Annotated in this window: 20 protein-coding genes; 16 read left to right on the top strand and 4 right to left on the bottom strand. The window is 67.9% G+C overall.

Going from position 1 to position 22,817, the window contains the following annotated elements:
• Window positions 1-3: 3 nt before the first annotated feature.
• The 8 genes from AMK58_RS23035 to AMK58_RS23000 all read left to right on the top strand — a co-directional run bounded on the left by AMK58_RS23035 (window position 4) and on the right by AMK58_RS23000 (window position 9,636).
• The gene (locus tag AMK58_RS23035; RefSeq protein ID WP_035679398.1) at window positions 4-831 is read left to right on the top strand and encodes a class I SAM-dependent methyltransferase; all 828 of its coding nucleotides are present in this window, start codon (window positions 4-6) and stop codon (window positions 829-831) included.
• A complete protein-coding gene (locus tag AMK58_RS23030; RefSeq protein WP_035679400.1) occupies window positions 828-2,129 on the top strand; it encodes a glycosyltransferase family 4 protein in 1,302 nt (433 codons plus the stop codon). The genes AMK58_RS23035 and AMK58_RS23030 overlap by 4 nt, the downstream gene beginning before the upstream one ends.
• Complete coding sequence (locus AMK58_RS23025; protein ID WP_035679402.1) at window positions 2,126-4,288, top strand: hypothetical protein; 2,163 nt, start codon at window positions 2,126-2,128, stop codon at window positions 4,286-4,288. Before AMK58_RS23030 ends, AMK58_RS23025 begins: the two co-directional genes overlap by 4 nt.
• Window positions 4,289-4,320: 32 nt before the next feature.
• Window positions 4,321-5,634, top strand: a complete 1,314-nt coding sequence (locus tag AMK58_RS23020) for a glycosyltransferase family 4 protein (RefSeq protein ID WP_035679404.1) — start codon at window positions 4,321-4,323, stop codon at window positions 5,632-5,634.
• A gap of 134 nt (window positions 5,635-5,768) precedes the next feature.
• The gene (locus AMK58_RS23015; protein WP_051140662.1) at window positions 5,769-6,914 is read left to right on the top strand and encodes a hypothetical protein; all 1,146 of its coding nucleotides are present in this window, start codon (window positions 5,769-5,771) and stop codon (window positions 6,912-6,914) included.
• 63 nt (window positions 6,915-6,977) lie between these two features.
• Window positions 6,978-8,165 carry a polysaccharide pyruvyl transferase family protein gene (locus tag AMK58_RS23010; protein ID WP_035679406.1) on the top strand — a complete coding sequence of 396 codons (1,188 nt, stop codon included), beginning with the start codon at window positions 6,978-6,980 and terminating at the stop codon, window positions 8,163-8,165.
• Between the two features lie 99 nt (window positions 8,166-8,264).
• The gene (locus tag AMK58_RS23005) at window positions 8,265-9,035 is read left to right on the top strand and encodes a hypothetical protein (protein ID WP_059399503.1); all 771 of its coding nucleotides are present in this window, start codon (window positions 8,265-8,267) and stop codon (window positions 9,033-9,035) included.
• Between the two features lie 220 nt (window positions 9,036-9,255).
• A complete protein-coding gene (locus AMK58_RS23000; RefSeq protein WP_236778344.1) occupies window positions 9,256-9,636 on the top strand; it encodes a hypothetical protein in 381 nt (126 codons plus the stop codon).
• 174 nt (window positions 9,637-9,810) lie between these two features.
• Here AMK58_RS23000 and AMK58_RS22995 read toward each other — a convergent pair whose 3' ends face one another.
• Window positions 9,811-11,520 carry a right-handed parallel beta-helix repeat-containing protein gene (locus AMK58_RS22995; RefSeq protein ID WP_079285663.1) on the bottom strand — a complete coding sequence of 570 codons (1,710 nt, stop codon included), beginning with the start codon at window positions 11,518-11,520 and terminating at the stop codon, window positions 9,811-9,813.
• 502 nt (window positions 11,521-12,022) lie between these two features.
• Here AMK58_RS22995 and AMK58_RS22990 point away from each other — a divergent pair.
• The 4 genes from AMK58_RS22990 (at window position 12,023) to AMK58_RS22975 (ending at window position 16,203) form a co-directional block, all read left to right on the top strand.
• The gene (locus AMK58_RS22990) at window positions 12,023-13,096 is read left to right on the top strand and encodes a Bug family tripartite tricarboxylate transporter substrate binding protein (RefSeq protein ID WP_079285664.1); all 1,074 of its coding nucleotides are present in this window, start codon (window positions 12,023-12,025) and stop codon (window positions 13,094-13,096) included.
• An 83-nt stretch (window positions 13,097-13,179) separates the two neighbouring features.
• Window positions 13,180-13,686 (top strand): tripartite tricarboxylate transporter TctB family protein, encoded by a 507-nt coding sequence (locus tag AMK58_RS22985; RefSeq protein WP_035679473.1) that lies wholly within the window; start codon window positions 13,180-13,182, stop codon window positions 13,684-13,686.
• 167 nt (window positions 13,687-13,853) lie between these two features.
• Entirely contained in the window at window positions 13,854-15,401 is a 1,548-nt protein-coding gene (locus AMK58_RS22980) for a tripartite tricarboxylate transporter permease (protein ID WP_301340817.1), read from the top strand.
• 97 nt (window positions 15,402-15,498) lie between these two features.
• A complete protein-coding gene (locus AMK58_RS22975) occupies window positions 15,499-16,203 on the top strand; it encodes a TerC family protein (RefSeq protein ID WP_035679474.1) in 705 nt (234 codons plus the stop codon).
• Window positions 16,204-16,210: 7 nt separating this feature from the next.
• Here the strand turns inward: AMK58_RS22975 and AMK58_RS22970 are convergent, their stop codons facing one another.
• Window positions 16,211-16,399 (bottom strand): hypothetical protein, encoded by a 189-nt coding sequence (locus AMK58_RS22970; RefSeq protein WP_035679475.1) that lies wholly within the window; start codon window positions 16,397-16,399, stop codon window positions 16,211-16,213.
• A gap of 161 nt (window positions 16,400-16,560) precedes the next feature.
• Here AMK58_RS22970 and AMK58_RS22965 point away from each other — a divergent pair, with 161 nt between their 5' ends.
• A complete protein-coding gene (locus AMK58_RS22965; RefSeq protein ID WP_035679477.1) occupies window positions 16,561-17,247 on the top strand; it encodes a CBS domain-containing protein in 687 nt (228 codons plus the stop codon).
• Between the two features lie 35 nt (window positions 17,248-17,282).
• Window positions 17,283-18,041 (top strand): GntR family transcriptional regulator, encoded by a 759-nt coding sequence (locus tag AMK58_RS22960; RefSeq protein ID WP_035679479.1) that lies wholly within the window; start codon window positions 17,283-17,285, stop codon window positions 18,039-18,041.
• A gap of 139 nt (window positions 18,042-18,180) precedes the next feature.
• On the opposite strand, the gene AMK58_RS22955 is transcribed toward AMK58_RS22960, so the two are convergent.
• The gene (locus tag AMK58_RS22955) at window positions 18,181-19,680 is read right to left on the bottom strand and encodes a CoA-acylating methylmalonate-semialdehyde dehydrogenase (RefSeq protein WP_035679610.1); all 1,500 of its coding nucleotides are present in this window, start codon (window positions 19,678-19,680) and stop codon (window positions 18,181-18,183) included.
• A gap of 14 nt (window positions 19,681-19,694) precedes the next feature.
• Window positions 19,695-21,056, bottom strand: coding sequence for an omega-aminotransferase AptA (gene aptA / locus AMK58_RS22950; protein WP_051140672.1), 1,362 nt, complete (start codon window positions 21,054-21,056; stop codon window positions 19,695-19,697).
• A gap of 125 nt (window positions 21,057-21,181) precedes the next feature.
• Between aptA and AMK58_RS22945 the strand changes: the two genes are divergently transcribed.
• Together AMK58_RS22945 and AMK58_RS22940 are read left to right on the top strand one after the other, a co-directional pair.
• Window positions 21,182-22,105, top strand: a complete 924-nt coding sequence (locus AMK58_RS22945; protein ID WP_035679481.1) for a LysR family transcriptional regulator — start codon at window positions 21,182-21,184, stop codon at window positions 22,103-22,105.
• Window positions 22,106-22,209: 104 nt separating this feature from the next.
• Window positions 22,210-22,770 (top strand): hypothetical protein, encoded by a 561-nt coding sequence (locus AMK58_RS22940; RefSeq protein ID WP_035679482.1) that lies wholly within the window; start codon window positions 22,210-22,212, stop codon window positions 22,768-22,770.
• Window positions 22,771-22,817: the final 47 nt, after the last annotated feature.

Below are 22,817 nucleotides of genomic sequence, written 5' to 3'. Positions count from 1 at the left end.
CTGATGAACGAGATCCTCACCGGGCGCCGCCTCGCCGTCCTGCGCCGCAACACCGACCCGCGGCTGGAGTGGCTGTGCGCGCAGATCGCCCGCAACCGCTTCCTGCCCGTGCCGCCGCCGGACCGCGTGTTCATCGGCGACGGCGATTTCCGGGCCATCGGGGCGGAGTTCCTGCGCCATTTCGTGCGCGTCGGCGGGCTGAAGCCGAAGCACCGCGTGCTGGAGATCGGCTGCGGCATCGGGCGCATGGCCGTGCCGCTGACCCAGTACCTCGATTCCAGCTACGACGGCGTGGACATCGTCGAGGACGGCATCCGCTGGTGCGCGGAGACGATCACCCCGGCCTATCCGGAGTTCCGCTTCCGGACGCTCGACGTGGCGAACGCGCTCTACAACCCCGGCGGGGCGGAGGACGCGGCGCAGACCCGCCTGCCCTTCCCCGACGGCGGGCACGACTTCGTGATCCTGACCTCGGTCATCACCCATCTGCGGACGGCGGAGACGGTGCGCTACGCGGCGGAGATCGCCCGCGTGCTGAAGCCGGGCGGGCGCTGCTTCCTCAGCCTGTTCCTGGTGGACGCCCGCGCGCGGGACGGCATCGCGAAGAAGACCGCCCGCCCGGCCTTCCTCGACGCCGCCGGGCCGGAGTTCATCGCCGACGAGGCCAACCCCAACGCCGCCGTCGCCTACAGCGAATCCTTCCTGCTCGGCACCTTCGCGGAACAGGGGCTGCGCCCGGCGCGCCCGGTTCTGCGCGGCCATTGGAGCGGGCAGCGCAACGCCGAGAACTTCCAGGATCTCCTGGTTCTGGAAAAGGAGGCCGCGCGATGAGCCTGCCCCGTGTCCTGGTCGTCGCCCACAACCACCCGAGCCTGCACCCCGGCGGCACGGAGATCTTCGCGCACGAGCTGTTCGGCAGCCTGAAGGCCAAGGGGGCGGAGGCCCTGTTCCTCGCCTGCACCAACGGCGTCCACCGCGACCGCAAGCCCGGCACCAACCTCCAGACGCTCGGCCGCAGCGCCGACGAGGTGGTGCTGTGGGCCGGGCATTTCGATCACTTCTTCCAGAGCCAGATCGACCTGCACGGCATCGTGCCCGACCTGTCGAACCTGCTGCGCGCCTTCCAGCCGGACATCGTCCACATCCACCACACGCTGCTGCTGGGCGTGGAGATGCTATTCCTGATCCGCCGCGTCTGCCCGCGGGCGCGGATCGTCTACACGCTGCACGACTACTACCCGATCTGCGCCAACGACGGGCAGATGGTGACGACGGGAAGTCACGCGCTGTGCCGCATGGCTTCGCCCGACGCCTGCCACCGCTGCTTCCCCGACCGGCCGGCCGACCAGTTCGTGCTGCGCGAGAAGCACATCAAGGCGATGTTCGGGCTGGTCGACCATTTCCTGGCGCCCAGCGCCTTCCTGCGCGACCGTTACATCGCCTGGGGCATCGACCCCGACAGCATCTCCGTCATGGAGAACGGGCGACCGGCGGTCCGTCCGGCGCCGCACCGGCCGCTGTCTTCGGGCGCCCCGCGCAACGCCTTCGCCTATTTCGGCAACCTGAATCCCTTCAAGGGAATCACCGTCGCGCTGGACGCCGCCGCCCGGCTGGAGAAGCAGGGGCAGGACCTGACACTGGCGGTCCATGGCGGCGCGCCGTTCCAGACCGACGCCTTCAAGGACAAGGTCGAGCAGGGCTTCAAGAACGCCCGCGGCACAGCCGTCCGCCACGGTCCCTACCGGCGCGAGGAGATGCCCGAGCTGATGGCCGCCGCCGACTGGGTGGTGATGCCGTCGATCTGGTGGGAGAACGCGCCCCTGGTCATCCGTGAAGCCTTCCAGCACCGCCGCCCGGTCATCTGCAGCGGCATCGGCGGCATGGCGGAATCGGTGACCGACGGGGTGGACGGGCTGCATTTCCGGGCGGGGGACGCCGCGGATCTGGCGCGCGTGATGACGCGCGCGATGACCGAGCCGGGGCTTTGGGACCGGCTCGTCTCCAACATGCCGGCGGTCCCGACGACCGAAGAGTCCGCCGAAAAACACGTCATTCTCTATGACGACATAATGAATGGTCCGGGGGGATCGCATGGGCAGGGTTCGATTGCGGGGAGCATCGCGGGATGAGGGAACCGATCACCAAGGCCGACATCACGGCGGCCATTCTTCTTGACGACGACACGCTCGTCCTGTTCGGCGCCATCGACCGGGCGCTGCCCGCCCAGGGCGCCGTTCATCTCGACGGGTCGGTGGAGGGCCGCTACGCCGGACGCTCCTGGGCCGACGCGGAGGGCGAGCGCTGGTTCCTCGGCGGCATCCGCGTGCCGGGGCTGGCCCAGATGCGCCCGTCGCGCGTCGAGCTGGCGGACGAGAAGGGGGAACGCCTCGTCCTGCCGCGGCTGTCCAACGTCCGCACCAACCCGTCGCACCTCGTCTCGGCGCTGAAGGGCTTCCAGCCCGGCGCGCTGGCCGTGGCGCTGGATTTCACGATCCAGCTCGCCGCGTCTTCGGACGGCGAATCCGACCGCATTGGGCGCCTGCTCTCGGGCCTCGCCCAGGAGGTGTCGCAGCCGGACGGCTTCGCCGAGGTGTTCGGGCGCTTCCGCGACGGCAGCCTGATGCTCCAGGGCTGGGCGCGCAGCTTCCGCAACGGCGCCCAGAAGATCCTGATCGAGGCGGAGGAAACCGCCGCTTACCGCGCCACCGCCGGGTCCTTCGCCCGTCCCGACCTGCCGCCGGAGGCGTCGGGCGTGATGGCGGTGCTGACCGACCAGACCCCGCTTCCCACCGCCATCCGCCGCATCCACTACCGCGCCGCCGAGGGCTGGCGCCATCTGGAGATCTTCGAGCACCGCACCATCCTGCCCGATGGCGTGGCCTCCGCCCATGTGCGCGACATGCTGGGCAACATCCAGGACGCCGAGACACGCCAGAAGATGTCCCGCATCGCCGCGTCGCGCTACGACGGTGCGGAAACGGTGTCGCGGCTCGACATCCCGGTGCGGACCGGGCTGGACATGGCGCTGCGCGTGCCGGGGGCCGGGCTGTTCGTCGCCGGCTGGCTGCTCGACCCGACGCGGCAGGTCCGCGCCGTCACGCTGAAGGGGCCCGGCGTCGCCGTCCGGCTCGACGAGGGCTGGTCGCGGCTGGCCCGCCGCGACGTGACGGAAGCCTTCCAGCATGACGGTCTGTTCGCCGGGCGCATGATCCCCGGCCAGGACCAGCACGGCTTCACCGCCTTCGCCGCCGAGCCGTCGGGCCTGCCCCTGGGCGCCGAATTCCATCTGGAGCTGGAACTGGCCGACGACCGCTTCGCCTTCCTGCCGCTGAGCTGCCTGCCGCCGGCTCCGGAAGCGCTGCGCCGGATGCTGTCGCTGGTCAATCTGGACAGCCCGTCCATCGACACGCTGATCGCGCGTCATGTCGGCCCGATGCTGCGCACCGCCCGCGCCCGCTCCGGCGCGCTGCCGTCGACCGGCGTGCACCCGATGGGCCGTCCGGTGAAGGCGCCGCGCGTCTCGGTGATCCTGCCGGTGACCGACGCGCGGGAGGATGTGGACCTCAACATCGCCCGCCTTGCCATCGACCCGGACTTCGCCGAGACCGAGCTGCTGGTGGTCGCCGCCGCCGGCACGCACGAGCGGCTGGGCGGTGCCGTCCGTCAGGCCGCCGCCTTCTACCGCATGGCCGTCACCTTCGTCGCCGCACCCGACGCCACCGACGCCTTCGAGGCGATGGCCGCCGCCCTGCCCCATGCCCGCGGCGACCGGGTGCTGACGCTTTCCCCCTCCGTCCTGCCGACAGAGAAGGGCTGGCTGGCGGCGCTGGAGCGGGTGTCGCGCAAGTCCGGCGGGCCGGTGATGGTCAGCCCGACGCTGCTCTACGAGGACCATTCGATCCGCTTCGCCGGCATCATGGCGGTGGAGGATTCGGACGGGGCCAAGACCTTCGAGCGCCGCTTCGCCGGCTACCCGCGCGACTGGCTGAAGGAGCAGGACGCGGCGACGGTGGACGCCGCCGCCCCGGAATGCGCGTTGCTGCCCAAGGACGCGCTGGTCCGGGCGCTGGCGACGATGGGCTCCTACATGGGGGCCGACCACAAGGGGCTGGATCTCTGCCTGCGCCTGCGCGCGTTGGGCGGGGCCTGCGTCTGGCTGCCCCGCGTCACCCTGGTGGCGCTGGACGAGCAGCCGCGCGACGCGCACGCCGACCGCTGGCGCCGTGCCGGCGCCATGGTGGACCGCTGGAGCTTCGAGGACATCTGGTCCGCCCGCGCCGCCGCCTGACCCCAGCAGCCCCAATTGAGATCGGCCCGACCATGAGCAACAAGCGCGTCCTGATCATCAGCCACGGCCATCCCGCCTTCTCGCTGGGCGGCGCGGAGGTGGCCTCCTACAACCTGCACCAGGGGCTGCACGACCTGCCCGGCTGGGAAAGCCATTACCTGGCCCGCACCTCCCCGCCGGTCACGCCGCACGGCAGCTCCGCCCTGATGGCGCTGCGCCAGAAGGAGCGGGAGGTCCTCTACCACGCCAACGACTACGACCATTTCCGGCTGTCGAACCGCAACCTGCCGGGGCTGGAGAAGGACTTCGTCCGCTACGTCCGCGACCTCCAACCGGACGTGGTGAACTTCCATCATTTCCTGGGTCTGGGCATCGAGACGATCCAGGCGATCCGGCAGGCGCTGCCCCGCGTGCCCATCGTGGTGACCTTCCACGAGTATCTGTCCATCTGCCACCACCACGGCCAGATGGTGAAGACCAGCCGCAACGCGCTGTGCTACCGCGCCAGCCCGGCGGACTGCGCCGGCTGCTTCCCGCACATCGGCGAGGCGCAGTTCTTCAAGCGCGAGCTGTTCCTGAAGACCTTCCTGGAGCAGGCGGACTTCTACGTCAGCCCGTCGAACTTCCTGATCGACCGCTACGTCGACTGGGGCCTGCCGCGCGAGAAGTTCCGCATGATCGAGAACGGCCTGACGGTCGAGGGCATCGCCCCGCCCCGCCCGCTGGCCCGCGGCGGCAAGCGCAACCGCTTCGCCTTCTTCGGCCAGCTGACCGAGTTCAAGGGCGCCCATGTGCTGGTCGAGGCGATCGGCCGCGTCTCCGAGAAGGCGTGGGGCGAGGACGGCGCGCTGATGATCTTCGGCGGCAACCTGGAGCGCCAGCCCGAGGCCTACCAGAAGAAATTCAACGAGGCGGTGGAGCGCGCCGGCGACCGCGTGCGCTTCTACGGCAGCTACCGCTCCGCCGAACTCCCCGGCCTGATGAAGGACGTGGACTGGGTGGTGATGCCGTCCATCTGGTGGGAGAACTCGCCGGTGGTGATCCAGGAGGCCTTCCTGCACGGCCGCCCGATCATCTCCAGCAACATCGGCGGCATGGGCGAGAAGGTCACCCACGGCGTGGATGGCCTGCATTTCCGCAACGCCAGCGTCGAGGATCTGGTGGACCGCCTGACCGAGGCGCTGACCACGCCGGACCTGTGGGACCGTCTGCGCATGCGCATCCGCCGGCCCATCGACCGCGCGGAATGCGCCCGCCGCCACGCCGACGTGTTCGACGCGCTGATCGCGAACGCGGGCGGTGGTGCCGTGTCAATGCCCGAGCGGGCGGTGGCGCAGAAGCCGTGATGGGAATGTTCGGGAGACGGGCCCCCACCCTAACCCTCCCCCGCTCCGCAGGGGAGGGGATTAAAGGCCCTCCCCTGCGGAGCGGGGGAGGGAGGGGACCCACGAAGTGGGGAGGGTGGGGGCAATACGCCCTCATGGCCTGTACGCTCCTCGCCACCCCGGCCCACGCCGCCGACCTCCGCGTCAGCGTCCCGGCTGGCGCGGCGCTGGAGACCGTCTACGACCACCGCACCCAGGCCTGCGAAGACTGGGACGTGCCGGACGCCCCGGCGCGCGCCTGGAAGGCGGCGGACGGCAGCGTCCGGCTGCTCGCCGCGCACACCCGCGCCCGCATCCTCAGCGGCCCGTCGCTGAACGAGCTGCACCACGCCTGCCGCATCGTCTTCCAGTCGGCCAAGCGCGACGACCCCGCGCGCTTCGACGACATGGGCTGGTTGACCTCGCCCTACACGTTGGATGGGACGACCGTCTACGGGCTGATCCACAACGAATACCACGGCCACAAGCGCCGCGACCTCTGCCCCACCGGCGACTACATGGCCTGCTGGTGGAACGCGCTGACCCTCACCGTCTCGCATGACGGCGGGCAGAGTTTCGGGCCGGCGCGCTACGTCGCCGGGGTGCCCTACCGCTTCCGCGGCGATCTGGGGAAGCGGGCCGGGCTGTTCGCGCCGAGCAACATCGTCGAGCGCGACGGCTGGTATTACGCCATGGCCTTCGCCGAGGGCATCGGCGCACAGAAGCGCGGCGTCTGCCTGATGCGCACCCGCGACCTCGCCGATCCGGCCTCCTGGCGGGCCTGGGACGGGCGGGACTTCACCGTCCGCTTCCGCGACCCCTACACCGAGGGTGAGGCCGATCCCGGGGCGTCGGTCTGCGCGCCGCTGCCGCCCGACCGCCTGCCCTTCACCGTCACCAGCCTCGTCCGCCACGCGCCGAGCGGCCTCTACGTCGCGGTGATGGCCGGGCGGCGGGCGGAACGCAAAGGCGCGGAGCCGGTGTCCGGCGTGTGGGTGTCGACCTCCGCCGACCTGATCGGCTGGTCAGCCCCCCGCCTCGCCTGGGCGGCACCGCTGCTCACCGACAAGAATTGCGCCGTGGACGAGACCTTCTACTACCCGGCCATTCTCGATCCGGACGCCAGAAGCCGGAATTTCGAGGACACGGATGGAAACGCCTGGCTCTACCTGACCCGGCTTGCCCAGAAAAACTGCAAGCCGACCAGGGATCGCGATCTGGTCCGAATAATGATCCGGGTTGAGCCGTCCCAAAGCGGCTAGAATTCATCAAGACAAAGCCCGAACCTTGCAACCCTCCACCACCCCGACCCCAGGAGAATTAAATTGGCTAACATCCTAGTCATGATTCCCTCCGGCGAAGTCTATGACCATGACTGCGTGCGGTGGTACAGCTACCAGAACATTCAGCGTAGCATCAATCATTACCACAACATCGGCGACGCCTTCGTCTACGATTCCTCGCTGAAGCTGCTGACCTTCGACCGTCTCGACGTGGTGGAGATCCGCGAGTTCAAGCAGGAGGTGGTGGACCGGGCCAACGCCGAATACGATTACGTCTTCCTGCGCGGGTCGAACTACATCCACGACCACATGACCTGGCCGGAGGGCACCGAGCAGGTGCTGTCCAAGCTGCGCATCCCGGTCATCGCCTTCGGCGTCGGCGCCCAGGCCCCGGCCACCGGCAAGCTGACCCTGTCGGACGAGAGCAAGCGCATCTGGCAGATGTTCGCCGACAAGTCCACGACGCTGGGCGTGCGCGGCACCTACACCGCCGAAGTGCTGTGGGACCTCGGCATCAAGAACGTGCGCATCGTCGGCTGCCCGACCGCCTTCCGCAACCGCGATCCGGAGCTGCGCATTGACCTGCCCTCCCTGGACAGCGTGCGCAACGTCGGCATCACCATGCGCCGCGAGGTGTCCAGCCACTATTCGCCGGACGTGAAGACCTACCTCACCCGCCACCGCGACTTCGTCAAGGACATGAGCCGCCGCTTCGACACGGTCCTGATGATGCAGGGCGAGGTCGAGGAGAAGAAGCTGCTCTGGGGCACCGACGAGCAGAAGGCCGAGGCCTGGGACGAGCTGCACAACAACAACTGGCTGAAGAGCTGGTATTTCGACGAGGAACTGGACGAGCTGTACCGCTCGCGCCTGTGGTACTCGGACGTCGTCGCCGACTATGAGAACATCGTACGCTCGAAGGACCTTGTGCTGGGCTACCGCCTGCACGGCAACCTGATGGCGCTGTCGAACGGCACGCCGTCGGTCTATTTCAGCTACGACAGCCGCACGGCGGAATTCGCGGAGACCTTCGCGATCCCCTGCTATGACGTCTATTCCGACAAGCCCTTCGTCCTGGAGGAATACTGGGACCAGAGCCTGTTCGAGAAGTTCAACCGCACTTTCTACCAGCGCTACCGCGACATGCGGGAGTTCCTGGACGAGAACTACATCCCGCACCGCATGCCCAGCCCGACCGCGCGCAAGACCCCGCAGCGCAAGGCGGCCTGACGGCGGCTGCCGCAATGAGGGGCGCCGGTCACGGGGAGTATTCTCCGGGACCGGCGCCCCGTTCCCGTTCCTTCCTCCGCTTACTCGCGAGTGCCCGCCATGCCCGACGTCGCCACGCCCGACACCCTGTCCTCCACCCCCGTCGCGGCGGAGCCTGCGGCGTCCGTCATCGAAGGTCGGGTGGACGCTGTCCAGGCCGGACGGATCTACGGCTGGGCCTGGGACCGCTCCTACCCCACCGACCGCCTGACGGTGGAGTTCCGCGCCGAGATGCCGGACGGCCGCAGCGTGGTCCTGGGGCGTGCGCTGGCCGATCGCCCGCGCGAGGATCTCGTGGGCGGCAACTTCGGCGACGGGCACCACGCCTTCGAGGCTGACCTTGAAATTCCGGCTGGGCTCGACCCCACGCGCGTCGTCGCCGTGGCCGCCGCCCCGAGCACCGGCACCATCGCCACCTTCGCCCAGCCGAGCGCCGAGGAGAAGCTGCTGGAGCGCACCCTCGCCCCGCATCTGGTGCGCATCGGCGCCGGGCTGGACGCCGCCCGCCGCGACCACCAGCAGATCGCCGCCGGCCAGCAGGGCATCGCCCGGCTGCTGCGCGAGACGCAGGAGCGCATCGCCGCCGGCCAGGCCGGAGCCGGCGCCGCCGCGGCGCAGCAGGCCGCCCTGTCGGACGCGCTCCACGGCCTTCAGGAACGGGTGGCCGGGCTGGAGGTCTTCCTTGTCCGCATGGACACGACGCTGCGCGGCTTCGACGATGCGCTGAAGGTGAAGTCGGCCAAGTCGCACGCCCCCACCATCATCGCCGCCCTGGCCTCGGCCGTGGGCGCCTTCGCCGCGACGGTGATCGGGCTGGCGATCTTCGGATAACGGCCGCCCTCCCGGCTCCCGCTCCAAGACTCCGTTTCATCATCCCCAGGCGCTTCAGCCGCCGCCGACCCCGGCGGCGGCTTTGCCGTGCGCCGGTGGTGGACGCGCCGCCGCTCCGCGTGCCACCCTGCGCGACGCGATGCGGCGTTCAGGACGTCCCTGAAACGAACCGCATTCCGAACCGACAAGGCCAGCGGCCTTCTACCGGGAGGCATGCGACATGCCCGCAGATGGTCCTGTCACCCCTCCGACCTCCCCGCTTGGTGGCGACCTCATCACGCACAGGGATCTCCACGCGATCACCGAAGTGCAGGAGAAGGCGCGCCTGAAAGAGGCGCAGGATCTCGCGAAGAAGAAGCAGGAAGAGCAGACCGCGATCCACGAAGCCTTCATGCACCAGCACATCCGCCCCGACGCCAAGGAGCGCTTCACCCGCGCCGTGCGCACGGCGGCGGAACGCGGGGAGACCGAAATCGAGATCGTGCGTTTTCCCAGCAGCTACTGCAGCGATGGCGGCCGGGCGATCAACAATTTCGAGCCCGATTGGCCGGACAGCCTCACCGGCTTCGCGCGGGAGGTCTACGACAATTACGACCGGTAACTGCGCCCGACCGACTACAAGCTGCGCGCCCAGATTCTGAGCTATCCCGGCGGCATGCCGGGCGATGTCGGCGTCTTCCTGCATTGGTGATCGCCGGCATCCGAACGCACCGACGCCCGGCCAAGGAATGGCCGGGCGCGGTCGTCGCCGAAAGGTTGGAGAGGGAACCCGCCCTTACGCGGTCGGGCTGGCCTTGGAGACCGAGGAGATGGTGTTGTTGACGACGTTCTGGCTGATGTTGTCGGCGATGGACACCGCGGAACGGCCGTTGTTGTTGTTGAAGATGTTGTCCTGCACGTCGAGCGTGATCGACCCGGCGCCCTTCAGGTGCTCCATGATGCCGCCGTTGTTGTTGAAGATCTCGTTGCCGTGGATCTTGTAGGTAACGCTGGTGCCCTGGTTCTGGCCGACCGAGATGCCGACGTTGGCGTTGCCGTAGATCGTGTTGTCGTAGATCTCGGTGCTCGACTTGGCGAGGATGCCGGCGCCGCGCGGGTTGTCGTAGATCGTGTTGCCGTGGATCTTCAGCGTGCTGTTGGCCTGGCTGTGGTCGTGGTACAGCCCGTGCGACCGGCCGTCGCCACCGCCGGCGCCGTTGTTGAAGATCGTGTTGTCGGCGATCTCGCCGCTCAGGATGCGGCCGTTCCAGCCCGAATACACGCCGTCGGTCCGCCAGCCGTTGTCGCTGATGGTGTTGTTGGTGAAATACTGGTCGGCGTTGTCGGCGGAGTAATGCACGATGCCGTAGGCGCCGTTGCCGTCGATGGTGGAATGGTCGATCCGCAGCCCGTGCGAGGTGCCGCTGATGACGACGCCCGAGCCGTGGTTGTCGATGATCTGCGAGTTGGTGACCTTCACGTTGTCGGCGCCGCCGTTGAGCAGCAGGCCGGCGTCGCCCGAACCCTTCATGGTCAGGCTGTCGAAGGTGATGTTGTCCTTGTTGTTCAGGCTGACGGCGTAGCTGGAGCCGCTGGCCGCCTCGATCACCGGGTTGGCGCCGGTGCCGTAGGCGCCGTAGACGATCGGCTTGTCGGAGGTGCCGGAAGTGGAGGCCAGCAGGCTGTCGTGCCAGGTCTCGCCACGCTCGAACAGGACCAGCGAGCCGGCGGCGAAGTTGGTCGAGTTCACCTTGTCCAGCGACTTCCAGGCCTGGTTCGCGTCATGGCCGGAGTTGCTGTCGCTGCCGTTGGTCGCATCGACGTAGTAGATCTGCGAGGCCGGGGTGGACGGGTAGTCCGACGTGCCGGAGGTCGGCGCCGTGGGGGCGGCCGGGGCCGCCGCGGCGGTCGTCGCGAAGAACTCCTTCGGCGCGGCGACGGCCAGCGTGCCGTTCCACCACATGTTGGCCTGACCCGGCACGACGTCCTGGCCGTCCAGCGCGCCCTTGTCATAGGTGACGGACGGATCGGTCGGGGCGACCTTGTGGCCGTTGATGGAGATGGCGTTGACCGTCAGGTTGCGGTCCTGCCCATCGACGGCGCCGTCGTTGTCGTACTGGATCTGAACCTTGTGCGCCTGATCGGCGGCCACGTTGGCGTCGAAGGAGAAATCCTTGGCGTCGCTGCCCGCGGTGCCTTCGCCGACCACGGCGCCGTCCACCAGCAGTTTGAAATGGGGCGAGACGCCGCCCGCGGCCGTGCCGGCGGCGTTCACGACGATCTTGGCGGTGGCGGCCAGCGCCGTGGCGTCGGCCAGCGCCAGAGGCTGCGCGGTGGTCTGGAGTGCCTGGAGATGGAGAATTGAGTCCGGCGTCGCGGCGCTGTCGGCGGTCACCGGGGTGATGCTGTCGACAACAGCCTGAAACGGATCGGCACCAGAATCGCTGACAAAACCGGTCGTGTCGGCGTGGTTCTGATGATCAAGCTCAATGGCCATATGTTCCATGGTCTTTCACTCTTTCCTTTTTTACAGCGCCACGTTTGTGGCGGTGGGCGGGAATGTGCGCGGATCGCGCCGTCCCGCTTGCTGTGTGCTCAATCGTTTTCGACAGGACCGGAGCCTAGCCAGCTCGGTGTGGCCTTAAATGGTTCGATTTTAGGATAATTAGTTTTTGAAATGCGCCAAATCCGTCACAGGAATTCCCCTAACGAAAGGGGTAGTTCCCCGAATTTAAGCGCTAGCACGAAAGGGCTAACTCTTTTGGAAGTTTCTTGAATTTGCTGTGAAGTACAAGAATTTAGCCGCCGATTACCGATGGATTCTTGCGCCGCACCCAATGATTGGGGCCGGCCGTCTTGTGACATTCCTGTTGAAGAAAGCTGGGATGCCACATACCATACGCCACACGGATAGTTTACTGAACAAACAATCCGTCTCGCCAGAAAATCCAAAAATGATGAGCCGTGCCGACGGAAGCCCGGCCACCCATAAAGGGAAGGAATGAGGCATGAAGGACGTACAGCGCCCGCGCTGCGCGCGGAAGACCCCTTTTGACTCCTTCGCTTTTAAAAACACGCCAAGAAGAACGCTCGCCGGCGGAACGGCCCTGGCCGGCGCGCTCGGCCTTCTGCTGATCCCAAACGCCGCCCAGGCCGCCTGGGAGCCGACCAAATCGGTCGAATTCGTCGTCCCGGCGGGAACCGGCGGCGGCGCCGACCAGATGGCGCGGATGATCCAGGGCATCATTCAGAAGAACAACCTGATGGGCCAGCCCATCGTCGTCATCAACAAGTCGGGCGGCGCCGGTGCGGAAGGCTTCCTCGACGTCAAATCGTCGAACCGCAACCCGCACAAGATCATCATCACCCTGTCCAACCTGTTCACCACGCCCCTGGCGACCGGCGTTCCCTTCTCCTGGAAGGACATGACCCCGGTGGCGATGCTGGCGCTGGACAACTTCGTCCTGTGGGTGAACAGCGAGGCCGCGCAGAAATCGCCCAAGGAGTTCGTCGAGGCCGCCAAGGAGGGCGGCGCCAACCGCTTCAAGATGGGCGGCACCGGCTCCAAGCAGGAGGACCAGATCATCACCGCCGCCATCGAGCAGTCGGCGGGGGTCACCTTCACCTATGTCCCCTACAAGGGCGGCGGCGACGTGGCGGCGCAGCTCGTCGGCAACCACATCAACGCCAGCGTCAACAACCCGATCGAGGCGGTGTCGCAATGGCGGGCCGGCGCGCTGCGGCCCTTGTGCGTCTTCGACAAGGAGCGCATCCCGCTGAAGGAACCGGTGGCCGACGGCAAGTCGTGGAACACCATCCCGACCTGCAAGGAATCCGGGCTGGACGTGGAATACACTATGCTGCGCGGCATCTTCATGGGGCCGGGCGTCACGCCGGAGCAGATCGCCTACTACGTGGACCTCTTCAAGAAGGTCCGCGAGACGGAGGAGTGGAAGGACTTCATGGCGAAGGGGGCCTTCAACGTCAGCTTCAAGACCGGTGACGAGTTCAAGACCTGGCTGACCGCGGCGGAAACCCAGCACAAGACCCTGATGGACAAGGCGGGCTTCACCAAGCAATAGCCCCTTTCGTCCCAAGCGCGGCCCCCGGGGCATCGCGCCCCGGGCGCCCTCCCCCACCTTTCGGGTTTTCGTGGGAGTGAGCCATGGAGCATGGAACGCAGAACAGTGATCCGGTCGTCTCGAACCGGACCATGGAGATCGTCGTCGCCGGGCTGTTCGCCCTGGTCGCCATCGTGGTGATGGCCGACAGCGTCCGCGTCGGCAACGGCTGGGGGTCCGACGGGCCGAAGGCCGGCTACTTCCCCTTCTATGTCGGCCTGATCATGCTGGTCAGCAGTCTGGCCACGCTGGCCGTCAACATCTGGCGCCACAGCGGCGAACGCACCGCCTTCGTCGAGAAGCACCAGCTCGCCCTGGTTCTCCAGGTGCTGGTCCCCAGCGCCGTCTTCGTGGCCTTGACCGCCTTCCTGGGCATCTATCTGTCGGCGGTGCTGTTCATCGCCTTCTTCATGCATTGGGTCGGCAAATATCCGCTCAAGACGATCCTGCCCGTCGCCATCCTCGTGCCCGCGGGCCTCTTCGTGATGTTCGAGATCTGGTTCCTGGTTCCGCTTCCCAAGGGGCCGGTGGAGACGATGTTCGGGTTCTGACGAAGCCAGTTCTTACCAGTCCAGTTTTTTAAAAGCCGGGGCGGCCGCGGGAACGGCCGCGCACACCGAAGCAGCGGCAGGCATCCGCGACGAACCAGCCCATGCGGCGGGGACGAACCCCGCCCTGCGCGCTCAAGACGCGACGCTTCCAGACGGAACGGGCGCGGATGCCGGAAAGGGAGGGAAACTTGGAAGCGCTCGGGTCACTCATACACGGGTTCGGCGTGCTCGCCGATCCCATGAACATCGCCTACATGTTCATCGGCATCACGCTGGGCGTCCTGATCGGCGTGCTGCCGGGGCTGGGCGGAGCGAACGGGGTGGCGATCCTGCTGCCCCTGACCTTCAGCATGTCGCCGACCTCCGCCATCATCATGCTCTCCTGCATCTATTGGGGGGCGTTGTTCGGCGGGGCCATCACCTCGGTCCTGTTCAACATACCGGGCGAACCCTGGTCGGTGGCGACCACCTTCGACGGCCACCCCATGGCGCAGAAGGGCCACGCGGGCGAGGCGCTGACGGCGGCCTTCACCTCGTCCTTCTTCGGGGCGTTCGTGGCGGTCCTGCTCATCACCTTCCTGGCCCCGGTGATCGCCGGCTTCGCCCTGCGCTTCGGCCCGGCGGAGTTCTTCGCGGTCCAGCTTCTGACATTTTGCAGTTTCGTCGGCATGGGCAGCGAATCCCCCTTCAAGGTGCTGTGCGCCATGATGCTGGGCTTCGCGCTGGCCGCGGTCGGGCTGGACAGCGTGACCGGCGAGCTGCGCATGACCTTCGGGTCTGTGGAGCTGCTGCGCGGCTTCGACTTCCTGATCGCGGTCATCGGCCTGTTCGGCATCGGCGAAATCCTCCTGACCATGGAGGAGGGGCTGGCCTTCAAGGGCAAGAGCGCGAAGATCAACGCCAAGGTCGTCTGGGAGACCTGGAAGAGCCTGCCCCGCTATTGGGTGACCGCCATCCGCGGCTCCATCGTCGGCTGCTGGATGGGCATCACGCCCGGCGGCGCCACCCCCGCCTCCTTCATGAGCTACGGCCTCGCCAAGCGCTTCTCGAAGAACCGCCAGAATTTCGGCAACGGCGAGGTGGAGGGCGTGGTCGCTCCGGAGACCGCGGCCCATGCCGCCGGCACCAGCGCGCTGCTGCCCATGCTGACGCTGGGCATCCCCGGCTCGCCCACCGCGGCGGTGCTGCTGGGCGGCCTGCTGATCTGGGGGCTCCAGCCCGGCCCGCTGCTGTTCGTCGAGCAGAAGGAGTTCGTCTGGGGCCTGATCGCCAGCATGTATCTGGGCAACATCGCCGGCCTGATCGTCGTGCTGACCACGGTGCCGGTCTTCGCCTCGATCCTGCGCATCCCCTTCAGCATCATCGCGCCGGTCATCGTGGTGATCTGCGCGGTCGGCGCCTACACCGTGCACAACGCCTTCCTCGACATCGTCATGATGCTGGTGTTCGGCGTCGTCGGCTACGTCTTCAAGAAGCTGTCCTACCCGCTGGCTCCGCTGGTTCTGGCGCTGGTGCTGGGCGACATGGCGGAAAGCTCCTTCCGGCAGGCCATGCTGGTGTCGCAGGGCGATCTGGCGATCTTCTGGTCCAACCCGCTGGTCGGCAGCATCGTCACCCTGGCGCTGGTCATGCTGTTCTGGCCGGTGATCTCCGCCCTGCTGCGCAAGCGCCAGTCCCGGCAGGACGGCGGGACCGAGGTCATCCCCGTGAAGTAGGGCACCCCCGCAAACCAGCTCCACCCACTCCCCCGCCGGCCTCCGGGACGGGACGACCGGCGGGGGGATTTCTTCTCACATCGGGGGGTTCGGGACGATGGACACGTCCGATTTCATGATCGCTCTGCTCCAGATCATCTGGATCGACATCCTGCTGAGCGGCGACAACGCGCTCGTCATTGCGCTGGCCTGCCGCTCGCTGCCGCCGAAGCAACAGAAGATCGGCGTCTTCCTGGGCACCGGGGCGGCCATCGTGCTGCGCGTGCTGTTCGCCGTCATCATCGCCTATCTGCTGGCCATCCCGTACCTGAAGATCATCGGCGGGGTGCTGCTGTTCTGGATCGCCATCAAGCTGATGCTGCCCACCGAGGAGGAGGAGCAGGCGGAGCATGCCGGCACCTCCGCCGGGCTGTGGGGGGTGGTCCGCACCATCGTGATCGCCGACGCGGTGATGAGCCTGGACAACGTCATCGCCATCGCCGCCGCCTCGCACGGCAACACGGTCCTGCTGATCCTCGGGCTGGCCATCAGCATTCCGCTGATCGTCTTCGGCAGCACGCTGATCCTGAAGGCCATCGAACGGCTGCCGGCCCTGGTCTATGCGGGCGCCGGGCTGCTCGGCTACATCGCGGCGGAGGTCATCCTCACCGACCCGAGCATCCATTCCCATGTGACGGAAAGCCTGCCGGTGCTGACCGGGACGGCGCCCTTCGTCGCGGCGCTGGGGGTGATGACGGCCGGCTTCCTGATGGCCCGCAGCATCAACCGCCGCCGCGCCGTGGTGGAGACCGATCCGGCCTGAGAAGCCGTCAGATGGAGGACGGGCGACGGGGCTCGCGGCAGCGGTCGCCCCGGACCGCCCGGAGCCGGCCCGGCAGGGCCATGGCGCGCACGTCGCTGGTGATCTCGGAGATGAGGCCCGGATCGTTCCGCAAAATCTCGGTCACCACGGCGGCTAACCCGGCCAGGGCGAACACGATAGCAAGACTCTCCAACATCGGGAACTCCGGACTCTGACCACACTCATGCTGCGTTGCAGCAGAGATGCCGCAAAGTCCGTTGGGGAGCAAGGGACAAGAAACACAGCACTTCGTATACCAGACACGCAGCAGGAGCCGGACACAGGCTCCGCACCGCCAGTTCAGGGAGGAACGTCGAGATGCAAGCGAAGGATGTCATGACATCGCCGGTCATCACGGTGGCGCTGGACACCCCCGTACCGGACATCGCGGAATTGCTTTTGACCCATCGGATCAGCGGTTTGCCGGTGGTGGACCAGGACGGCCGCGCGGTCGGCATCATCAGCGAGGGGGACCTGCTGCGCCGGGTGGAGACGGGGACCGACCGCCCGCGCGCCCGCTGGCTGGAGATGCTGGTGGGCCGCAACGTGCAGGCCGCCGACTTCCTGAAGACCCATGGGCGCTGCGCGCGCGACGTCATGTCGCGCCCGGTCCACGGCGTCGCGCCCGACGCGGAAATCGCCGAGATCGCCGACCTGATGGAGGACAAGCGGATCAAGCGCGCCCCCGTCCTGGTCGACGGCCGCCCGGTCGGAATCATCAGCCGGGCCAACCTGCTGCACGGACTGCTCCGCAACCGGCGCGGTGCCGCCGGTTTCGGCGTGTCCGGCGACGAGGCGATCCGCGCCGCCCTGCTGGAGGCGTTGGACGGACAGTCCTGGGTGGACCTCGATCGGATCAACATCGTCGTCAACGACGGGGTCGTGCAGCTTTGGGGCATGGTCGACAGCGAGGAGCAGCGCCGCGCCCTGCACACCGCGGCGAGCGGCGTGAGCGGCGTGAAGCGCATCGAGGAGCATTTGAACCGGAACCGCTTCGTCGGGTGATTTCCGCCCATCCGCCCCATCGAAGGAGCAGCCCGATGCCGCCACCCGAACTGTCCGTCCAGCCCCTGGATTCCGGCGCCACCTTCCGCAACCAGGTTTATCGACGATTGAAGCAGGCCATCATCCAGATGGACATCTACGACCACCCCGGCGACGTCCGGCTGGACGAACGCCAGCTCAGCGGCCTGCTGGGCGTCAGCCGGACCCCGATCCGCGAGGCCCTGACCCTGCTGGAGCAGGAGGGGCTGGTGCGGCTGGAGCCGCGGCGGGGGATCTACATCGTCCGCAAGACCAAGACAGAGATCATCGAGATGATCATCGCCTGGGCGGCGCTGGAGAGCATGGCGACCCGCCTCGCCGCCGAGCGCGCCACCGCGGAGGACATCGGCACGCTGTGGGATATCTTCCGCAGCTTCGAGGAGCAGGCCCCCTCCGACAACATCCAGGAATATTCCGACGCCAACATCGAGTTCCACAAGGCGATCATCCGCCTCAGCCGGGCGCGCATCCTGGAAACGCTGACCGACAACCTGTTCATCCACATGCGGGCCATCCGCAAGCTGTCGATCCGGCAGGACAACCGGGCCGAACAGTCGATGCACGAGCACCGCGACATCATCCGGGCGCTGGAGCGGCGCGACGGCGAACTGGCCGAGCGTCTGGCACGCGAACACACGCTGGGTCTGGCCGCCCATGTCGAGCGGCACGGCGATTTCCTTGACTGGCTGCGTCTGGCCGAGGTGCGGGGCGCCGACGTGAAGGCCGCGTTCAAGGACGGTCTGCCGCTGATGTAGCCGCTTAGCCCTCTCCCCTCCGGGGAGAGGGTGGCCCGGAGGGCCGGTGAGGGGGTTGCGCTTGTGCCGGACGCGCCGCCATGCGCAACCCCCTCACCCTAACCCTCTCCCCGAAGGGGAGAGGGGATTTACCTGTCCCTCACTTCATCGACGGGAAGGAGAACTGCGCGCCTTCGCGCACCCCACCCGTCGGCCAGCGCTGGGTGATCGTCTTGCGTCGGGTGTAAAAGCGCACGCCGTCTGGCCCGTAGGCCGCCAGATCGCCGAATAGCGACCGCTTCCAGCCGCCGAAGCTGTGGTAGGACACCGGCACCGGCAGCGGCACGTTCACGCCGACCATGCCCACCTTGATCGCGTCGGTGAAGTAGCGCGCGGCCTCGCCGTCGCGGGTGAACAGGCAGGTGCCGTTGCCGTATTCGTGGGCGTCGATCAGGTCCATGCCCTCCTGCATCGTCTGCACGCGCACGACGCAGAGGACCGGGCCGAAAATCTCCTCCCGGTAGACGCTCATGTCCGGCGTCACCCGGTCGAACAGGCAGCCGCCGAGGAAGAAGCCGCCCTCGTGCCCCGGCACCACCAGCCCGCGGCCGTCGACCACCAGTTCCGCCCCTTCGGCGACGCCCTGGTCGACCAAGCCCTTCACCTTCTCGAAATGGGCGCGGGTGACCAGCGGACCCATGTCGCAGCCGGTGCCGGTCCCCGCCCCGACCTTGAGGGCGCGCACCTGCTCCGCCAGCATCGCCACCACGCGGTCGGCGGTCGCGTCGCCCACCGCGACGACCACGGAGATCGCCATGCAGCGCTCCCCGCAGGAGCCATAGGCCGCCCCCATGATTGCGCTGACCGCGTTGTCGAGGTCGGCGTCGGGCATGACGATGGCGTGATTCTTGGCCCCGCCCAGCGCCTGCACCCGTTTCCCATGGGCGGTGCCGGTGGCGTAGACGTATTCGGCGACCGGCGTGGACCCGACAAAGCTGACCGCCTGGACGCGCCGGTCGGTCAGCAGCGTGTCCACCGCCTCCTTGTCGCCGTGGACAACGTTCAGCACCCCCGGCGGCAGCCCTGCCTCCTGGGCCAGTTGTGCGACGAGCAGAGAGGCGCTGGGGTCGCGCTCCGACGGCTTCAGGATGAAGCTGTTGCCGCAGGCCACGGCGACCGGAAACATCCACAGCGGGACCATGGCCGGAAAATTGAAGGGCGTGATGCCCGCCACGACGCCCAGCGGCTGGAATTCCGACCAGCTGTCGATGCCCGGCCCGACATTCTTGGAATGCTCGCCCTTCAGCAGGTCGGCGATGCCGCAGGCGTATTCGACGTTCTCGATGCCGCGGGTCAACTCGCCGCGGGCGTCTTCCAGCGTCTTGCCGTGCTCCCGCGTGATCGCTTCGCAGATGCGGTCGGCGTTGTCCTCCAGCAGTTGCCGGAAGCGGAACATCACCCGCGCCCGCTTGGCCGGCGGCGTCGCCCGCCACGCCGGGGAGGCGGCCTCAGCCGCGGCGATGGCCGATTCCACGGTGGCGCGGCTGGCGAGCGGGACGCGGCCGACGGTTTCGCCCGTCGCCGGATTCATGATGTTGGCGCTGCGGCTGTCGGCGGGGGCGTCGGCCACGCCACCGATGAGGTGCGGAACGAGGGTCATGGCGTTCTCCATCCTCAAGCGGTTGCCTGGATGGCATCGGAAACAGCGTTCATCAGCCGGTCGAGGTCGTTGCGCTCGCTGATGAAATGCGGGCCGAACTGCAGCGTGTCGCCGCCGAAGCGGACGTAGAAGCCCGCCTTCCAGCACTGCATGGCGATCTCGTAGGGCCGGCGGGCTGGCTCGCCCGGCAGGGCCGCGATCTGCACCGCGCCGCACAGCCCGTAGTTGCGGATGTCGGTGACGTGCTTCAGCCCCTTCAGTCCGTGCAGCACCGTCTCGAAATGCGGGGCGAGCGCCGCCGCCTTTTCGGCCAGCTTGTCCCGCTCGAACAGCTCCAGCGCGGCGAGGCCGGCGGCGCAGGCGACGGGGTGGGCGGAGTAAGTGTAGCCGTGCGGGAACTCGACCATGTAGTCGGCGCCGCCGTTGTCCATGAAGGTCTGGTAGATCTCATGGCTGGCGACGACGGCGCCCATCGGCACCGCGCCGTTGGTCAGGCCCTTGGCGACGTTCATGATGTCGGGGACCACGCCGAAGGCGTCGGCGCCGAAGGCGGCGCCCATGCGGCCGAAGCCGGTGATGACCTCGTCGAAGATCAGCAGGATGTTGTGTTTGTCGCACAGCTCCCGCAGCCGCTTCAGATAGCCCTTGGGCGGCGGCAGCACGCCCGCCGATCCAGCCAGCGGCTCCACGATCACCGCGGCGATGTTGGAGGCGTCGTGCAGGGCGACCAGTTCCTCCAGCGCGTCGGCCAGTTCGGCGCCCTGCTCCGGCAGGCCCTTGGTGAAGGCGTTCTGCGGCAGCAGCGTGTGCGGCAGATGGTCGGCCTCGACGCCGGAGCCGAACAGCTTGCGGTTGCCGCCGATGCCGCCCAGGCTGATGCCGCCGAAATTGACGCCGTGATAGCCCTTGGACCGGCCGATCAGCTTGGTCTTGGTCGGCTGGCCCTTCAGCCGCCAATAGGCCCGCGCCATCTTCAGCGACGTGTCGGTCGCCTCCGACCCGGAGTTGACGAAGAACACATGGTCCAGCCCGGCCGGCGTCATCGAGGCCAGCTTGTGCGCCAGCTTGAAGGCGGCGGGGTGGCCGAACTGGAAGGCCGGGCTGTAGTCCAGCTCCCCGATCTGGCGGGCCACCGCCTCGCTGATCTCGCGGCGGCTGTGGCCGGCGCCGCAGCACCACAGGCCGGACAGGCTGTCGTAGATCTTCCGCCCCTCGGCGTCCCAGTACCAAGCGCCCTCGGCGCGGGCGATCAGGCGCGGGTTCGCCTTGAACTCGCGGTTCGCCGTGAAGGGCATCCAGTGGGCGTCCAGCTCCGCGCGCGTCAGCCCGGCGGACGGGGCGGTTCCGGCTTTCTGGCTCTCGTCCAACGGCGGCATCGGGCTGCACTCCTGCTGGCTGGGGTGGGCGTCGGGGATCGTCTCGGAAAACAGTGTGCGCGGAGGCTTGGTTGCGGTTAAATCCAAACCATTCAAACCTTACGCAAGCATCCGCTTACCTATCCATGACCAAGCCCGCCCGCCCCCTGAGCGGCCTCAACGACGCCGACCTGCGGCTACTGCGCGTCTTCACGACGGTGGTGGAGTGCGGCGGCTTTTCCGCGGCGGAGGTGGAGTTGAACATCAGCCGCGCCGCCATCAGCCTGCACATGGCCGATCTGGAACGGCGGCTGGGGCTGCGGCTGTGCCGGCGCGGGCGGGCGGGCTTCCTGCTCACTGATGAGGGGCGCATGGCCTACGAGGCGGCGCTGCGCCTGTTCGCCGGCCTGGAGAGCTTCCGTAGCGAGATCAACGCCGCGCATGGGCGCCTGCGCGGCGAATTGAACATCGGCATCACCGACAACCTCGTCACCATGCCGAAGATGCGCGTGACCAACGCCCTGCGCGGACTGAAGCAGCAGGGGCCGGAGGTGCGGGTGAATATCCGCATGATCCCGCCCAACGAGATCGAGCGCGGCGTGCTGGACGGGCGGCTGCAGGTCGGCGTGGTGCCGGCGCGGCGCGCCCTGCCCGGCCTGGACCGCTACCCCCTGTACCAGGAGGAATCGCGTCTCTATTGCGGGCGCGGCCACCCGCTGTTCGATGCGGAGACGGTGTCGGACGCGGCGGTGGAGGCAGCCGACGCCGTCGCCCCGACCGAGGCGCAGCAGGTGCCGGAGGCGGCAGGGGTGCAGCGGGCGCTGACCGCCACCGCCACGGCGACCGACCGCGAGGGCGTGGCCTTCCTCATCCTGACCGGCTGCTACGTGGGCTTCCTGCCCACCCATTACGCGCGGCAATGGGTCGAACGCGGGGCGATGCGCGCCCTGCTGCCGGTGCGCTTCCACTACACCCAGGAGTTCCAGGCGGTCACCAAGAAGGGGGCACGGCCCAACCTCGTATTGGAGCGGTTTCTCGACCTGCTGCAGCGGACAGGGTTGGAGGGGTGAGGGAGGCCGCCGAAAACAGGGGTATTTTCCATTGACGCCGGCCCCTGCACGCCCCACCGTAATTGAGGGGAACACGAACAAAAAACCGGTGGGGGAGCGCAGCCATGGTGATGCTGACCGAACAGTTCGTCATCGACTATCTGCTGTTCGCCGCCGTCCTGCTCACCGTCACCTGTTCCCTGCTCGGCAGTTTCTTTCTTAGCGCGCTCAGCCGCCAGACGGGGGCCCTGTCCCGCCTGCTGCTGTGGGGCGTTCCGGCGACCCTGCTGAGCACCGCCCTGTGGTCCCTCGCCATGCCCGCGAACCAGGCGCTGGTCGTCGGCGTGGCCACCGCCGGGGCGACGCTCATCGGTCAGCATCTCCTGCCCTTCGGCCCGGTCGGCCAAGCCGGATCCTGGTCATGGGAGGCGTTGCTGTTCCGCGGCCTGTCCTGGACCGGGCGCACCGCCCTGATGCTCGCCCCCGCCGTGTGGCTCGGCGGCATGCCGTCCTGGATCCTGTGGTTCGCCCTGGCCGGTCCCATGAACGCGGCCATCTTCGCCCTGTGCCAGTTGCGCGGCACCAACCCGGCGCTGCGCCGGTCGGTGGAACAGGGCGACGTCCTGTGGGGCGGGGCCCAGGGGGCGGTTCTGGGCGGCCTGCCGGCCTTCCTGATGCTTTTGTGACCGGTCTGCAAAAACCGGGGATGAATCCACCGTACTCATACGAAAAT

Source organism: Azospirillum brasilense, from assembly GCF_001315015.1.
Classification (GTDB): Bacteria; Pseudomonadota; Alphaproteobacteria; order Azospirillales; family Azospirillaceae; genus Azospirillum; species Azospirillum brasilense.
The sequence above is the reverse complement of the archived record's forward strand: the minus strand, read 5'-3'. Positions and strand labels throughout refer to the sequence as shown.

Bases quoted from the DNA above. Each gene is read 5' to 3' on its own strand.
- AMK58_RS23035 (WP_035679398.1), top strand. From the start codon at position 4: ATGAACGAGATCCTCACCGGGCGCCGCCTCGCCGTCCTGCGCCGCAAC.
- AMK58_RS23030 (WP_035679400.1), top strand. From the start codon at position 828: ATGAGCCTGCCCCGTGTCCTGGTCGTCGCCCACAACCACCCGAGCCTG.
- AMK58_RS23025 (WP_035679402.1), top strand. From the start codon at position 2,126: ATGAGGGAACCGATCACCAAGGCCGACATCACGGCGGCCATTCTTCTT.
- AMK58_RS23020 (WP_035679404.1), top strand. From the start codon at position 4,321: ATGAGCAACAAGCGCGTCCTGATCATCAGCCACGGCCATCCCGCCTTC.
- AMK58_RS23015 (WP_051140662.1), top strand. From the start codon at position 5,769: ATGGCCTGTACGCTCCTCGCCACCCCGGCCCACGCCGCCGACCTCCGC.
- AMK58_RS23005 (WP_059399503.1), top strand. From the start codon at position 8,265: ATGCCCGACGTCGCCACGCCCGACACCCTGTCCTCCACCCCCGTCGCG.
- AMK58_RS23000 (WP_236778344.1), top strand. From the start codon at position 9,256: ATGCCCGCAGATGGTCCTGTCACCCCTCCGACCTCCCCGCTTGGTGGC.
- AMK58_RS22995 (WP_079285663.1), bottom strand. From the start codon at position 11,520: ATGGAACATATGGCCATTGAGCTTGATCATCAGAACCACGCCGACACG.
- AMK58_RS22990 (WP_079285664.1), top strand. From the start codon at position 12,023: ATGAAGGACGTACAGCGCCCGCGCTGCGCGCGGAAGACCCCTTTTGAC.
- AMK58_RS22985 (WP_035679473.1), top strand. From the start codon at position 13,180: ATGGAGCATGGAACGCAGAACAGTGATCCGGTCGTCTCGAACCGGACC.
- AMK58_RS22980 (WP_301340817.1), top strand. From the start codon at position 13,854: ATGCCGGAAAGGGAGGGAAACTTGGAAGCGCTCGGGTCACTCATACAC.
- AMK58_RS22975 (WP_035679474.1), top strand. From the start codon at position 15,499: ATGGACACGTCCGATTTCATGATCGCTCTGCTCCAGATCATCTGGATC.
- AMK58_RS22970 (WP_035679475.1), bottom strand. From the start codon at position 16,399: ATGTTGGAGAGTCTTGCTATCGTGTTCGCCCTGGCCGGGTTAGCCGCC.
- AMK58_RS22965 (WP_035679477.1), top strand. From the start codon at position 16,561: ATGCAAGCGAAGGATGTCATGACATCGCCGGTCATCACGGTGGCGCTG.
- AMK58_RS22960 (WP_035679479.1), top strand. From the start codon at position 17,283: ATGCCGCCACCCGAACTGTCCGTCCAGCCCCTGGATTCCGGCGCCACC.
- AMK58_RS22955 (WP_035679610.1), bottom strand. From the start codon at position 19,680: ATGACCCTCGTTCCGCACCTCATCGGTGGCGTGGCCGACGCCCCCGCC.
- aptA (WP_051140672.1), bottom strand. From the start codon at position 21,056: ATGCCGCCGTTGGACGAGAGCCAGAAAGCCGGAACCGCCCCGTCCGCC.
- AMK58_RS22945 (WP_035679481.1), top strand. From the start codon at position 21,182: ATGACCAAGCCCGCCCGCCCCCTGAGCGGCCTCAACGACGCCGACCTG.
- AMK58_RS22940 (WP_035679482.1), top strand. From the start codon at position 22,210: ATGGTGATGCTGACCGAACAGTTCGTCATCGACTATCTGCTGTTCGCC.